14 protein-coding genes are annotated in these 13,130 nt (G+C 29.1%); all 14 read left to right on the top strand.

What is annotated here, in order from left to right:
• Positions 1-35: 35 nt before the first annotated feature.
• The 14 genes from AXY43_RS09455 (at position 36) to AXY43_RS09390 (ending at position 13,114) form a co-directional block, all read left to right on the top strand.
• Positions 36-1,148 carry a protein-glutamate methylesterase/protein-glutamine glutaminase gene (locus tag AXY43_RS09455; RefSeq protein ID WP_105411456.1) on the top strand — a complete coding sequence of 371 codons (1,113 nt, stop codon included), beginning with the start codon at positions 36-38 and terminating at the stop codon, positions 1,146-1,148.
• A 59-nt stretch (positions 1,149-1,207) separates the two neighbouring features.
• Entirely contained in the window at positions 1,208-3,061 is a 1,854-nt protein-coding gene (locus AXY43_RS09450) for a HEAT repeat domain-containing protein (RefSeq protein ID WP_146145454.1), read from the top strand.
• Positions 3,058-3,900 carry a CheR family methyltransferase gene (locus AXY43_RS09445; RefSeq protein WP_087701104.1) on the top strand — a complete coding sequence of 281 codons (843 nt, stop codon included), beginning with the start codon at positions 3,058-3,060 and terminating at the stop codon, positions 3,898-3,900. Before AXY43_RS09450 ends, AXY43_RS09445 begins: the two co-directional genes overlap by 4 nt.
• 2 nt (positions 3,901-3,902) lie before the next feature.
• Positions 3,903-4,271 carry a response regulator transcription factor gene (locus AXY43_RS09440; protein ID WP_023973189.1) on the top strand — a complete coding sequence of 123 codons (369 nt, stop codon included), beginning with the start codon at positions 3,903-3,905 and terminating at the stop codon, positions 4,269-4,271.
• A gap of 2 nt (positions 4,272-4,273) precedes the next feature.
• A complete protein-coding gene (locus AXY43_RS09435; protein ID WP_105411454.1) occupies positions 4,274-6,511 on the top strand; it encodes a chemotaxis protein CheA in 2,238 nt (745 codons plus the stop codon).
• A gap of 19 nt (positions 6,512-6,530) precedes the next feature.
• Positions 6,531-6,902 carry a response regulator gene (locus AXY43_RS09430; RefSeq protein ID WP_023973187.1) on the top strand — a complete coding sequence of 124 codons (372 nt, stop codon included), beginning with the start codon at positions 6,531-6,533 and terminating at the stop codon, positions 6,900-6,902.
• Between the two features lie 44 nt (positions 6,903-6,946).
• Positions 6,947-7,423: a chemotaxis protein CheX gene (locus AXY43_RS09425; protein WP_105411453.1), complete on the top strand. Its 477-nt coding sequence runs from the start codon at positions 6,947-6,949 to the stop codon at positions 7,421-7,423.
• Positions 7,423-7,884 carry a chemotaxis protein CheX gene (locus AXY43_RS09420; RefSeq protein ID WP_105411452.1) on the top strand — a complete coding sequence of 154 codons (462 nt, stop codon included), beginning with the start codon at positions 7,423-7,425 and terminating at the stop codon, positions 7,882-7,884. Before AXY43_RS09425 ends, AXY43_RS09420 begins: the two co-directional genes overlap by 1 nt.
• Positions 7,885-7,974: 90 nt before the next feature.
• The gene (locus tag AXY43_RS09415; protein WP_105411451.1) at positions 7,975-8,835 is read left to right on the top strand and encodes an STAS domain-containing protein; all 861 of its coding nucleotides are present in this window, start codon (positions 7,975-7,977) and stop codon (positions 8,833-8,835) included.
• A 13-nt stretch (positions 8,836-8,848) separates the two neighbouring features.
• Positions 8,849-9,265 carry an STAS domain-containing protein gene (locus AXY43_RS09410; protein ID WP_065418806.1) on the top strand — a complete coding sequence of 139 codons (417 nt, stop codon included), beginning with the start codon at positions 8,849-8,851 and terminating at the stop codon, positions 9,263-9,265.
• On the top strand, positions 9,252-9,650 hold the full coding sequence (locus AXY43_RS09405) for an anti-sigma regulatory factor (RefSeq protein ID WP_077309044.1): 399 nt from the start codon (positions 9,252-9,254) through the stop codon (positions 9,648-9,650). The genes AXY43_RS09410 and AXY43_RS09405 overlap by 14 nt, the downstream gene beginning before the upstream one ends.
• A 33-nt stretch (positions 9,651-9,683) precedes the next feature.
• The gene (locus tag AXY43_RS09400; protein WP_105411450.1) at positions 9,684-10,730 is read left to right on the top strand and encodes an ATP-binding SpoIIE family protein phosphatase; all 1,047 of its coding nucleotides are present in this window, start codon (positions 9,684-9,686) and stop codon (positions 10,728-10,730) included.
• A gap of 10 nt (positions 10,731-10,740) precedes the next feature.
• Positions 10,741-11,712: a sensor histidine kinase gene (locus AXY43_RS09395; protein ID WP_023973180.1), complete on the top strand. Its 972-nt coding sequence runs from the start codon at positions 10,741-10,743 to the stop codon at positions 11,710-11,712.
• A 7-nt stretch (positions 11,713-11,719) separates the two neighbouring features.
• Positions 11,720-13,114: an Hpt domain-containing protein gene (locus tag AXY43_RS09390; RefSeq protein ID WP_181246071.1), complete on the top strand. Its 1,395-nt coding sequence runs from the start codon at positions 11,720-11,722 to the stop codon at positions 13,112-13,114.
• Positions 13,115-13,130: the final 16 nt, after the last annotated feature.

Raw genomic sequence — 13,130 nt, 5'->3', positions numbered from 1 at the left:
AAGTAGTTAATTTAATATCTAAAAAGGTGATTATAATGGTGCATAAAATAAGAGTATTAATAGTAGATGATTCTGCTTTAATGAGAAGAGTAATAAAAGAAATTTTGCTTACAGATGATAATTTGGAAGTTGTTGGAATAGCAAAAGATGGAGAAGATGCCATAGAAAAAGTAAGATTATTAAATCCAGATGTAGTAACAATGGATATAAATATGCCCGTTATGGATGGATTAACTTCTATGCAGTATATTTTAGAAGAGTTTTCTGAAGTGGCGGTTCTTATTTTAAGTTCCCTTACTCAAGAAGGCGCATTGAAGACATTTGAGGCACTTGAGTTAGGTGCTTTTGATTATGTTAGTAAACCATCTGGAACGGTATCTTCAAACTTGTATATAGTTGGAAAAGAAATAATAGAAAAAGTGAAGGCAGCTTATAAATATATTCAAAAAAGAAATAGACGTAAAAGAATTATGAATAATAATTATACTGCTATTGGTGAAAGAAGTCAGAGGTTTTACAAAAAATCTGATGTTAATGAAAGAAATACTGTGATGAGTGATAATCTTTCAAAAGTTGTAGTAATTGGGATATCAACTGGGGGGCCAAGTACACTTATGGAGGTACTTCCAAAAATACCGAGAAATTTAAAAGCATCTATAATAGTGGTTCAGCATATGCCTCCATCATTTACAAACCAATTTGCTAGAAGAATTGATTCAGCAACTGAAATTAATTTTAAGGAAGCTGAAGCTGGTGACATTATTACTGATGGAAGAGGTTTTTTAGCACCGGGAGGTTATCAGCTTTTAGTAAGAAGCAGCAGTATAAAGGGTGGTAATTTAATAAGATTAACTAAGCAGCCGCAAACTCTTTTTATGCCTTCTGTTAATATAACAATGGAATCAGTGCTTGAATGTTTCGGCCCTAAAAGAACCATAGGAGTCCTAATGACTGGAATGGGAGATGATGGAGCTGATGCAATGGTTAAAATAAAAAAAGCAGGCGGAATAACTATAGCTGAAGATGAATCTACTGCAATTGTATATGGCATGCCAAGAGAAGCTATAGAAAGAGGTGGAGCTGATATAGTAGTTCCTTCACATAATATAGCGAGGGAAATAATAAAGGCAGTAAATATGAGAAAATAACCCAATCCTATTCTTCTAGAAAGGTGCTGATTGAGATAGATTTTTATGAACTTCAAGAAATGGATGAAAGTAATGTTGAGTATCTTATAAATAAACTTCAAAATGAAAAAGATAAATACACTCAAGAAATGATTGCAAATAGGATTGGACAGTTTAAATCTGAATATACTGCAAATTTAGTAGGAAAAATGCTTGAAATAGATGATACTCGCATCCGAAATATGGCTATAGAAATATTACAAGATATGGGTGAAGTGTGTATTAATACTATAAGTAAAATGTTTTACCATGAGGATAAAAATATAAGGAAATTTATATTAGATATAGCAAAGGAAATTAGAACTGAGAAAAGCAGTTTGATCGCTGTAGCCGCTTTGAATGATGTGGAGGACAATATAGTTCAGGTAGCTATAGAAATACTAAATTATCATAAATATATTCCTGCTGCTCCTAAGTTATTAGACATTTTAAAAGTATCTAATAATACGTGGATAATTGTAGCTTTAATCAATACATTTGCATCCATTGGGGAAATATCTGCTGCAGAGAATATTGAAGATAAATTTAATGAAACTGGTTTATCAATATTAGAGAAAAATATTATTATTAATTCTTATATTAAAGCTTTAGGTGACATTGGTTTAATTTCTCACTTGGAGAATGTTATGACAGTATATAGAGTTAGGTTTCAAATAGATGAGGATAATTTAGACTACTGTATCAATGGGATAATTGCTAGAAATGAAGTAGATACATTAAGTGCAGAAGTAAAAGAACTGGTCAAAAATTATTATAAAGAAAAAATTAGTTTTAAAAATTGCAATTTAAATTTAGATAGTGTTAGGACAGCAGTAAAATTAGAAGTTATATTTTCAATAGATAATATAGAGCTTTTAAATAAATTAATAATAAATTCCCAAGATGAAGAGTATTTTGAAGATTTATTTGAAATAGTAGTAAATCAAAAATATATATCTAAAGAGATTATTTCAGAAATTATAAAAGATAATGATATTAAGATAAACATATTTGTTTTACGAATTATTAGAAGAAGGCAAATTTTGGGGTTAAACGAATATGTTAATGGTTTTCTATATGCTGAAACAGATAATAAGATAAAAGTAGAAGCACTAAGGATTATTGCAGAAATTGAAAGTTATTATGATAAAGATATTTTAAATCAATTTATAAACTCTAATGAAAATGAATTAAGTGAGATTGCAATACAGGGGATAAAGCTTGAAAATATAAATGATATGAAGCCTTTAATAAAAATATTTAGAGGTCCTAATATTGATTTGAGGAAAATTATTGCAAAAAGGTTTGTGGAAAATAGTAAATTTATAGATACTAATAATATTATAGAAATAATTAGAGAAGCGAAAGATTTTGCCATAGTAGAAGCATTAGAAATTTTGTTTTACTTAGATGGTAAAAAAGCAGAAGAAATTATTGGTGAAACTTTAGATAATGAAGATAAAGAAGTAAGAAAAGAAATAGTTAAAATAATGAAATTAATTAAAAATGATGAAAAATTCTATAGATATATGTATATCATGGCTCAAGATTGCGAAGCAGAAGTAAGAAGAAGCGTCATAAGAGAAATGTGTAAAGAAAATAAATATGAAGCATTCCTTTTTCTTAAGGGGCTTTTGGAAAGTGAAAATGAATTACAAAATAAATATGAAATTATATGCAGTCTTTATAAGTATAAATTTGAGGATTGTTATAAATTAATAATCCGAAATTTAGATAACACTAACCTTCTTTTAAAAGTTGCAGCTATTACAAGTTTAGGGGCATATGGTGATAAACAAGCAATAGAGAATTTGAATAAGCTAATTAAGGATATAAATCCTGATGTTAGAGAGTGTGCACAAGAGGCCCTTTATAGATTGGAAGTGGTTAAGTGATATTATCTGGGAGTTTATATGAAAGGTTTACAGAATTAGTTTATAGGAAAACGGGATTGTATTATGAACTGAATAAGAAATATTTTGTAGAAAAAAGACTTGAAAGTCGCATTATTGAATTAGGTTTTTCAGACTATAAAGAATATTATAATCTTATAAAATTTTCTGCTGATGAAACCGAATTCTATAAACTTATTAATGATTTAACAGTAAATGAAACTTATTTCTTTCGTGATTTCCCACAACTTCAGAATTTTGCTGAGGATGTTTTACCGCTTATAGTAAAGGAAAAAGAAAAAAATAATGACTATACCTTAAATATATGGAGTGCAGCGTGTTCTAGAGGGGATGAGCCATATACATTGTCTATAATATTATATGAGATGCTAGATGAACCAGAAAAATGGGATATTAAGATAACAGCTTCTGATATTAATGATGAAGTTCTTAATTATGCCAAGATAGGTGTATATGATAAACGGTCAGTAAAGGATGTGCCACCGGAGTATCTTAGCAAATATTTCGTAAAGAGAAATGAGAAATATTTGGTGAATTTAAAGATTAGAAAGCCATTAGAATTTAAAAAATTGAACTTTTTTGATTTTAATGAAATGAAAAGGATGATAAATTATGATGTTATTTTTTGCAGAAACGCTCTGATTTACTTTAATGACCAATCTAGAAAGACGGTAATAGATAGTTTTTACTATAGCTTAAATCCAGGAGGATTCATATTTCTTGGTCATTCAGAGTCTATAGGGAGAATAAGTTCTGCTTTCAAAGCTCAAAGAATTGGAGGCAGCATAGTTTATTCAAAACCTTTTAGAAAGGAATTGTAAGTATGAAAAAGATATTGATTGTTGATGATTCAGAAATGGTTAGAAATTTTTACAGTTATATTTTGAAAGTTTTTTCTTTTGAATCAGATACGGCGGAAAATGGCTTAGTGGCTTATGAAAAAATATTAAAGAATGAATTCAGTATTATTATTACTGATATAAATATGCCAAAGATGAACGGTTATGAATTAATAGAAGAAATAAGAAATCTAGGAATAAAAACTCCTATAATAGTAGTATCTACTCAGGATGAGCAAAAAGAAATATCAAAAGGAATGAAAGCTGGCGCAGATATATTTCTCATTAAACCCACAGAACCTGATAAATTTATACTCATAGTTAAAGAAATACTTAGAAAAGAGAGTGTGTAGATATGAGCTATGCGTTTGAAAGTCCAGATTTAGAAATATTGAATTTATTTATAGAAGAAGCTGTGGAGTCTTCAAATCAAGTCGAAAAGGAAATATTAAAGCTCGAAACAAATGCAGAGAAAAGTGAATTAATTAATGATGTTTTTAGAGCTATTCATAGTATAAAAGGTGGTTCATCATTCTTAGGTCTTGTAGGAATTACAAAATTAAGTCATAGTATGGAGACTGTATTAGATAGTTTAAGGAAAGAAAAGATTGAGATAAGTACTGAATTTGTGGATTGTTTTATGGAAGGCTTAGATTTGTTAAGCAGTTTTATATATGATATACAAGATAAAGTTAATATTATAAATTCTGAAGGAATAGATGGAAAGTTTGAAATAGAGTTAAAAGATGAAGATAAAGTTGAAGAAATTCTTGTCAAAGTCCAAAATATCATAAGCAATGAAGAGAAGGAAATCTCAGAAGAAGCAAAAGATAATAAAAATCAAGATGAGTTCTTTTTAGAAATTGATCCTAAAGTTTTAGGTGAATTTAAAGAGCAATTTATAACTGAATCGTTAGAACATATAGAAAGAGTAGAGAACGACTATTTAGTTAAGTTAGATAAAGATGGAAATGACGTATCTACAATAAATGACTTATTTAGGAGTGTCCATAGTATAAAAGGTGTTACAGGGGTATTACTAGGCGTATTAAAAGAAGATAATCATTGCTTGGATTCTGCAAAAGGCATATCATTAGTATCTCACTCTTTTGAGACGTTATTATCAATTATTAGAGATAGAAATTTAAATTTTAAGAAGGAAAATATTGACTTAAGTTATGGAATTGTAGATTATTTAAAAGCTTGCATAAGTGTGATTAGTGGAATTAGTGAAGTGGTTATACCAGCCCAAGCAATTCGTGAAAAAATTAATAAAGAAATTGAAAGTTTATCAAATGACTTATTATATAGTGTAAAAGAATGTTCAGAAAAGAAAAATATAAAAATAAATAATGAAAGTAATTTGGATGTTAATGATGAAGTATTAAAAAAAGAAACTCAATTGCAGAGCATACGAGTAAATCAAGAAAAGTTAGATAAGATGATGAATACTATTGCAGAACTCATGGTAACAAAGAATGCTTTTATGCATGTTGCTAAGAGATTGAGCTTAGAGTATGATATCCCGGACCTCGCAAAAGAAGTAAAGGAAATTGGTGCATCAGTAAATAGAATTTCAGACGAACTCCAAAATTCTATGATGTCTATGCGAATGGTAGAAGTAAAAACAGTATTTCAAAAAATGCCAAGAATTATAAGAGATGTATCTCAAATTACTAATAAAAAAGTCAATTTAGTCATTGAAGGAGAAAGTACTGAAATAGATAAAACTATAATAGAGAGAATTAGTGATCCATTGGTACATATAATAAGAAATGCTGTAGATCATGGAATTGAGGAACCTAAGACTAGAATTAAAGAAGGTAAAAATGAAATAGGTACAATATATTTACGTGCTTACAATAAGAACAAGAATGTATATATTGAGGTTCAGGATGACGGAAAAGGTATTGATAGTGAAGAAATAAGAAAAAAGGTTATAGATAAAGGTTTTATAGAGCCTAGTGTATTAAATAATATAGATAAGAAACAGATATTAAATTTAATCTTTCTACCTGGTTTTAGTACAGCTAAGAAGATAACCGAAGTGTCAGGCCGAGGTGTAGGCATGGATATAGTTAAAAGTAACATAAACAAAATAAATGGGATTGTTGATATTGATAGTGAGGTTAATAAAGGCACAAAAATGACAATTCAACTTCCTCTTACTTTAGCCGTATCAAGAGGTTTGTTAGTCAAAAGTATGGAAGAAAATTATATTATACCAATAGATAATATAATTGAAACTGTGAAAATTCCTAAAAATAATGTTTATGAATTTAACAATAAACATTTTGCTCATCTAAGAGGAGAAATAATAGGCATAGAATGGTTAAGTAAATTTTTATTAATAGACAGGTTGGAAAATAATATATCAAAAGCAGAAGAATTAAATATAGTCACAATTACTAATGGAGTTGAAAAGTTAGGATTAGTAGTGGACAAGCTATTGAATGAACAAGAATTTGTAATTAAAGCATTAAGTGATTCGCTTGGAGAAATACCTGGAATATCTGGATCCACTTTGCTTGGCGATGGGAAAGTGGTTCTGATATTAAATTCTGGAGATATAATAAAAATGGCAAAGAGATAACTTTTAGGGGGATTTACATATGAACAATAAATATAAAATTTTAGTGGTGGATGATTCGCCAATGGTACATGCATTAATGAAAAGAGCCTTAGAAAATGATGATTTTACAGTCTGCGGTTGTGGGAAAAACGGTAAGGATGGATTAGAAAGATATAAAGAATTATCACCTGATATCGTAACAATGGATATTACAATGCCAGTTATGGATGGATTAGAAGCATCTAAAGAAATTATGAAAATAAATCCTAAGGCTAAGATTATCATGCTTAGTGCCATGGGTGATGAAGAGATAATTAAGACTGCAAAGGAAATAGGGATAAATTATTTTATTAGAAAGCCTTTTAATCAAGAAGAACTTCTTAATGTGGTAAGAAAGATAGCCGAAGACTAAGCAATCAGAGAAATAGAAATAATATTTATTGTAAGGAGATATCTATGAATACAAGTTTCATAAAAGCATTTACGGATAATATTGGTGCAACATTTATGCAGATGGCAGATATAAAATTAATAGCGAATGGTGAAGCATATAAAGAGAATAGTGATATAACTTCTTTTGGAATTACGTCTATCATTTCTTTTGCAGGAACGTGTAAGGGAAGATTACTTTTAGATATGGAAAGTAGTTTAGCTTTGCAAATAACTAAAAACATAATCGGAGAAGAGTTTAAGAATCCACGAGATGATATGGTTCTTGCATCAATTGGAGAATTAAATAACATAATATCAGGATCGGCTGTAACAGCAATTAATAACACTTTTAAAACGAGCTTAAGACTTTCGCCGCCAATAGTATTTATAGGCAAAGATGTGGTGATATCTATACCTAAAATTGAATCTATATCAAAAACCTATATAACTGAATATGGAGAAATAAAAATAAATATAGCTGTTGAAGGAGGTGGATTTTAATGAATGTTAAATGCATAAATCCATTTCTAGACGCAGTGAAAAGTGTCTTAGAACAGTTAGGGATTACTGATATAAAAATGTCTGGTCTAAGCAAAAAGGAGAAGATGTTTGTTAACTTGGAAATAACATCTATGATAGGTATCGTTGGCGACATAAGGGGAAATATAGCATATTCTATGTCAGAAGAAAGTGCTAAAAAAATCATTTCTACAATGATGATGGGAATGAATGTTGAAAATATAGATGAAATAGGTAGAAGTGCAATAGGTGAGCTTACTAATATGATTACAGGCAATGCGGCAACAATGCTTTCAGATAATGGATATTTAACAGATATAACTCCGCCATCAACTGTTTTTGGAAAAGATATGTATTTTATTATTAGTACTGTAGAAACAATTGCTATAGAAATTGATTCTTCTATTGGGAGAATAGAAGTGAACATTGGACTAGAAGTATAAAAATAATACATAAAGAAATTAATTAAACAATCAGCTTTATTTGAGATGATTAAATAATGAATTGAAGAAACCTGAAAGGAAGGAAATGTTATGAATAATATGGATCAGAATTCTAAAATCATAGAAAGTAGAGAAAAAATTTTAGGAAAATGGCTGCATGAATTAAATTCACATAAACTCATAGGCAATGGAATTTTTAGAGAAAAAGAAATAGAAGAAATGGGAAGAAAGATTTTTAATACTTTTCTGACAATGCTGCAGCTAAATAGTGAGATAGATTGGGAGAACGGTGAACTTATGGAAGTGAGCCTAATAGTTGAAGAATTTTCTAAAAAAATGGCTACAAGAGGACAGACTCCAACTGTAGCAACTAATTTTATTTATTCTTTAAAGAGTATTGTATTCGAATTTCTTCAAGACTGTTATAAGGATTCTCAAGACTTATTAAACAAAGAAATTCTTAGGATATCGGATATATTGGATAAAATTGGTCTGCACTCATTCAATTATTTTGTACATGAAAGAGAAGAAATTATTAAAGTGCAACAAGAAGATATGATGGAATTATCTACACCTGTAATAAAAATATGGGATGGAATATTAGCAGTACCGCTTATAGGAACACTAGATAGTAAGAGGACACAGCTAGTAATGGAGAAATTACTAGAAACTATAGTTAATACATCTTCAAAAGTAGCTATTGTTGATATTACAGGTGTAGGAACTGTGGATACGTTAGTTGCAAATCATCTAATAAAAACGGCGGCAGCCACAAAGCTTATTGGCGCAGAAATAATAATTACAGGAATTAGTCCTGTGATAGCTCAAACTGTAGTACATTTAGGTGTTGATTTGTCAGGAATTATAACAAGGGCAATTATGGAAGATGGAATAAAACTAGCGATGGAAATGTGTAGTTACAAAGTTGTTAAAGCAATAAATAATATTTAAATGGAGAGTAGTCATGGGAAAAATTCCAATTATAAAAATAAAAAACTTTTTAATTGTGTCACTTGATAGTGATTTAACAGATAAATCAGCTATCGAACTGCAGACTGATATACTTAATAAGGTTTACGAAAATACAGTGAAGGGTGTATTAATAGATATTTCAGTTTTAGATATGGTAGATTCATATCTAGGCAAAATCATAGCTGATATGTCAGCCATGATTAGATTATTAGGTGCAGAAACAGTCCTTGTAGGCATGAAGCCTAACGTAGCTATAACACTTGTAGAGATGGGATTTAATATAGATGGAATTACTACTTCAATGAATGTTGAAACTGGAATAGAGATGTTAGAGAATATAATAAAATCAAATGCAATTCAGGAAGTCTTTAAAGATGAATTGATGAAAGTGAGAAATGATGATATGTAGTGAAATTTCTATTGAGTATGAAAATGATATAGTTATTGCCAGGCAAAAGGCAAGAGAAGTATCCAAACTTCTAGAATTCGGAATTGTAGATCAAACAAGAATTATTACTGCTGTTAGTGAACTCGCAAGAAATATATTTCTATATGCACAAAAAGGGAATGTTTTATTTGAAGAAATTTCAGAAGGAAGAAAACATGGACTGAAAATTTCTTTTAGAGACAATGGACCTGGAATTGAAGATATAGAATTTGCAATGCAGGGGGGGTATTCTAAAGGCCGGAGTATGGGGCTTGGGATGTCAGGAAGTAAAAGGCTGATGGATGAATTTTATGTGACTTCAATATTAGGGAAGGGAACAGAAATCATAATAAAAAAATGGTTATGATATTTATTTGATTTCGCATGGTGAAATATTTATATGGAGATATTTGAAATAAGTAACGATTGGGATATAGGTCAAGCTAGAAGATACATAGCAGAAAAAAGCAAAGAAATTGGATTCTCTAGTATTGAAATAGGTGAGATATCTATTGTAGTTAATGAACTTTGTACAAATTTAATAAAGCATCATTCAGTTGAAGGTAAGATAATATTTAATAAAATAGAAATGAACGGAAAGAATGGAATTCAAATTATATCTGAGGATAAGGGGCCAGGTATTATTAATGTAGATGAAGTTATAAAAGATGGAATATCTACAAAGGGTACAATGGGCGGAGGCCTTGGAGCAATTAAAAGATTAATGGATAGTTTTGAAATTTATTCTAGAACAAGCATTAATATAGGGAAATATATTGGATATGGGTATTTTATTGAAAATAATGGTATTGGAACTATAGCAATAACACAGAAATGGCTTAAAAGTGGCCAAAATATACGTGAAAAAGAAGTGAAAATAAGTGTGATGAGTAGGCCTTATATAGGATGTAAGGTAAATGGAGATTTATATTACATTAAAGAATCTAATAATAAAGTGATTCTTGCACTTATAGACGGGTTAGGCCACGGAACAGAGGCTAATAAAGCTGCAATTAAAGCAAATGATCTTTTGGAGGAAAATAATTATAAGCCATTAAAAGAATTACTTTATAGTATTGATGCGGGAATGAAACATACAAGGGGAGCAGTAATTGGTATATGTATAATTGATAAAGAGAGAAGAACATTTGAATATGGAAGTATTGGTAATGTGCAGCTAAGATACATTATAAACAACAAAGACAAAAAATTTATAGCGACTAATGGTACCTTAGGAGTTTCTTTTAATACAAAAGTTAATGTGCAGCAAAGCTCATATGAAAATGGAGGAATTATAGTTATGAACACAGATGGTATATCTAATAAATGGGAATATGATGAATACTCATGTATACCAACACATAATCCAGCGGTTCTTTCTAATATGATTTTTAGAGATTTTGCAAAAGATAATGATGATGCGACTGTCTTGGTGGCAGTTATTTAGAGGATGTTATATGAGTGAAGAGAAAGAATATCTGATTAGGAGAAACATTGAGTTAGAGGAACAAGTTGGCAATTTAACAAAGGAACTTATTGAGACCAATCACGAAGTACTAAATATTTTACAAGCTTTTGAAGATTTGAATAAAGATATGCTGATTAATGATAAAGAGAAAAATGATTTTTTAGCCAAACTTAAGAAATCTAATAAAGAACAATTAGAAAAAATTAAAATGCAGGAAAATGCTCTTATTCAAGCCGATAAATTAGCATCATTAGGCCAGCTTATTGCAGGAATAGCACATGAAATAAATAATCCTAATACATATATAAGGTCAAATATAGAACTTTTACAAAAATATTGGAGATTATTAGAAAAGAAAATAAGCGTGGACGAAGGAGATATTCATGCATCTATTGTAAGTGATATTCCTAGTGTCATGAATTCAATGTACAAAGGAACAGAAAGAATTATGGAAATAATAAGTGCACTTAAGGCTTTTTCTAAGGAAGAAAAGTTATTTTATGAGAAAATAAATATAAATGAATGTATAGAAGAAGCTTACAAATTAGTTAAGGTTGAACTAACAAAGAATAAGGTGATATTTCTGAATAAAGTTTCGCAAGTGGGATATGAAATTAATGCATCAAAGCAGAAAGTAGAACAGGTCCTGATTAACTTATTTTTAAATTCAATTAAAGCAATAAAATTTAAAAGAGAAGAAAATGGTCAAATTATTATATTTACATCAGAAGATAAAGATAATTTTAATATTTCCATAAAGGATAATGGTTGTGGAATAAAAAATGAGCATTTAGATATGATTTTCAACCCATTTTTCACTACTCATCAAGAGGATGGTGGAACTGGATTAGGCTTATCTATAGTGCATGGGATTATGAAAGAGCATGGGGGAAGTATTAAAGTGATGAGTACCATAAATGAAGGTACAGAGTTTACGCTTGTATTTCCTAAGGGCAGGTGATAAAAATATGAGTCAAAATGAATTGTTAGAAGTTTACTTTGAAGAAACTAGTGAAAATTTAGAAGAAGCAGAGAGATGTATGATAAGTTTAGAAAAGTTATTTTCGATGGAAGAGCTTAACAGTCTTTTTAGATGTATTCATACGATTAAAGGTAGTTCAGCGGCTGTAGAATTTAATGAAATTTCAAGTCTAGCGCATAAATTAGAAGATATTTTAAACCATGTGCGTGATGGTAATTTAGAATTTAATACGGATAATTCTAACCTTTGTTTTAATTCCATAGATAAGCTTGTAGAATTATTTCATTTTCGAAGGCAACATAAAAGTAATTATATAGATTATGAAATAATAAACAATACTTTAGACATTGAAGTTAATATGGATGAACTAATAAATAGTGTTAAGAAAAATTTTGAAGATATAAAACCAGAGCAACCAAGTATTGCAGTAAATATGCAGATAGAAAATAATGATAAATTCTCACAGACATATTTTGTGAATATAGAATTTGATGTTGAAGATATAATGCAGTCAGTAACAAGATTTATGATTATTAACTCAATGAATGAGAGCGGAAAGATATGTTATTCATATCCCAATGTGGATTTTATGATATCCGTTGATGTCGAGGATCCAGTTTATGAATATGAATGTTTATTTAAAACGAATCTTGATAGTGAACAATTGCTTAATAAATTAGATATTCCATTTGTCAAAAAAATTAAGGTTATTAATGTTACTAATGAAATATCATCCAAAGAAGAATTAAAAGACTGCAATGAAAAGATAGATGCCTTATTTGATCTATTAAACAGTTTTTTATTTATAGAAAAACATTATATGAGTGCTTCGTGGAGTGAGGAAGCAAAAAATAATATAAATAACTTGGCAAGAAAAACTGGGGATATTTTAGAATTTGAGGATACTAATGAAGAATTGTTATTACTAATTAAAGAATTGAGAGGATTTCTAAATGTTCAGGTATCTATGATAGACAACAATGTGCCTATAGAATTATTTCATAGCACTTATAGCTTATATGAATGTTTGATTTATAAAATATATGGTACTTTTAAGAATAAAATAATTTTTAAATACCTTGAACTTCAAATGGATAAAGAAAATATAGAGAGATTAGATAATATATCTAGTAAACTCAATAAAAAAATCTTTAGATATGTATTTCTTGATGTAAGTAAAGTAGAAATACTTGAAAGTGATGAAATTAAAAAAATTATTAAAGTCAATAATCTCTTGAAAGAAGAAGGTGTTGAGTTGGTTATTATCAACGGCGGAAAATATAAAAAAAGATTGTACAATATATTTGAAGCAATAAAAGACTTTAATAATATCAAGCAATGTAATGATGAAATAAATGCAGCTTTACTTCTAAAAAAATAATAAGGAGAGGTATATA

The organism is Clostridium sp. MF28, assembly GCF_002969175.1.
Classification (GTDB): domain Bacteria; phylum Bacillota; class Clostridia; order Clostridiales; family Clostridiaceae; genus Clostridium; species Clostridium beijerinckii.
This window is presented reverse-complemented; position numbering and strand designations above follow the sequence as displayed.

Coding starts and splice junctions, on each gene's coding strand:
- AXY43_RS09455 (WP_105411456.1), top strand. CDS start 36: ATGGTGCATAAAATAAGAGTATTAATAGTAGATGATTCTGCTTTAATG.
- AXY43_RS09450 (WP_146145454.1), top strand. CDS start 1,208: ATGGATGAAAGTAATGTTGAGTATCTTATAAATAAACTTCAAAATGAA.
- AXY43_RS09440 (WP_023973189.1), top strand. CDS start 3,903: ATGAAAAAGATATTGATTGTTGATGATTCAGAAATGGTTAGAAATTTT.
- AXY43_RS09435 (WP_105411454.1), top strand. CDS start 4,274: ATGAGCTATGCGTTTGAAAGTCCAGATTTAGAAATATTGAATTTATTT.
- AXY43_RS09430 (WP_023973187.1), top strand. CDS start 6,531: ATGAACAATAAATATAAAATTTTAGTGGTGGATGATTCGCCAATGGTA.
- AXY43_RS09425 (WP_105411453.1), top strand. CDS start 6,947: ATGAATACAAGTTTCATAAAAGCATTTACGGATAATATTGGTGCAACA.
- AXY43_RS09420 (WP_105411452.1), top strand. CDS start 7,423: ATGAATGTTAAATGCATAAATCCATTTCTAGACGCAGTGAAAAGTGTC.
- AXY43_RS09415 (WP_105411451.1), top strand. CDS start 7,975: ATGAATAATATGGATCAGAATTCTAAAATCATAGAAAGTAGAGAAAAA.
- AXY43_RS09410 (WP_065418806.1), top strand. CDS start 8,849: ATGGGAAAAATTCCAATTATAAAAATAAAAAACTTTTTAATTGTGTCA.
- AXY43_RS09405 (WP_077309044.1), top strand. CDS start 9,252: ATGATGATATGTAGTGAAATTTCTATTGAGTATGAAAATGATATAGTT.
- AXY43_RS09400 (WP_105411450.1), top strand. CDS start 9,684: ATGGAGATATTTGAAATAAGTAACGATTGGGATATAGGTCAAGCTAGA.
- AXY43_RS09395 (WP_023973180.1), top strand. CDS start 10,741: ATGAGTGAAGAGAAAGAATATCTGATTAGGAGAAACATTGAGTTAGAG.
- AXY43_RS09390 (WP_181246071.1), top strand. CDS start 11,720: ATGAGTCAAAATGAATTGTTAGAAGTTTACTTTGAAGAAACTAGTGAA.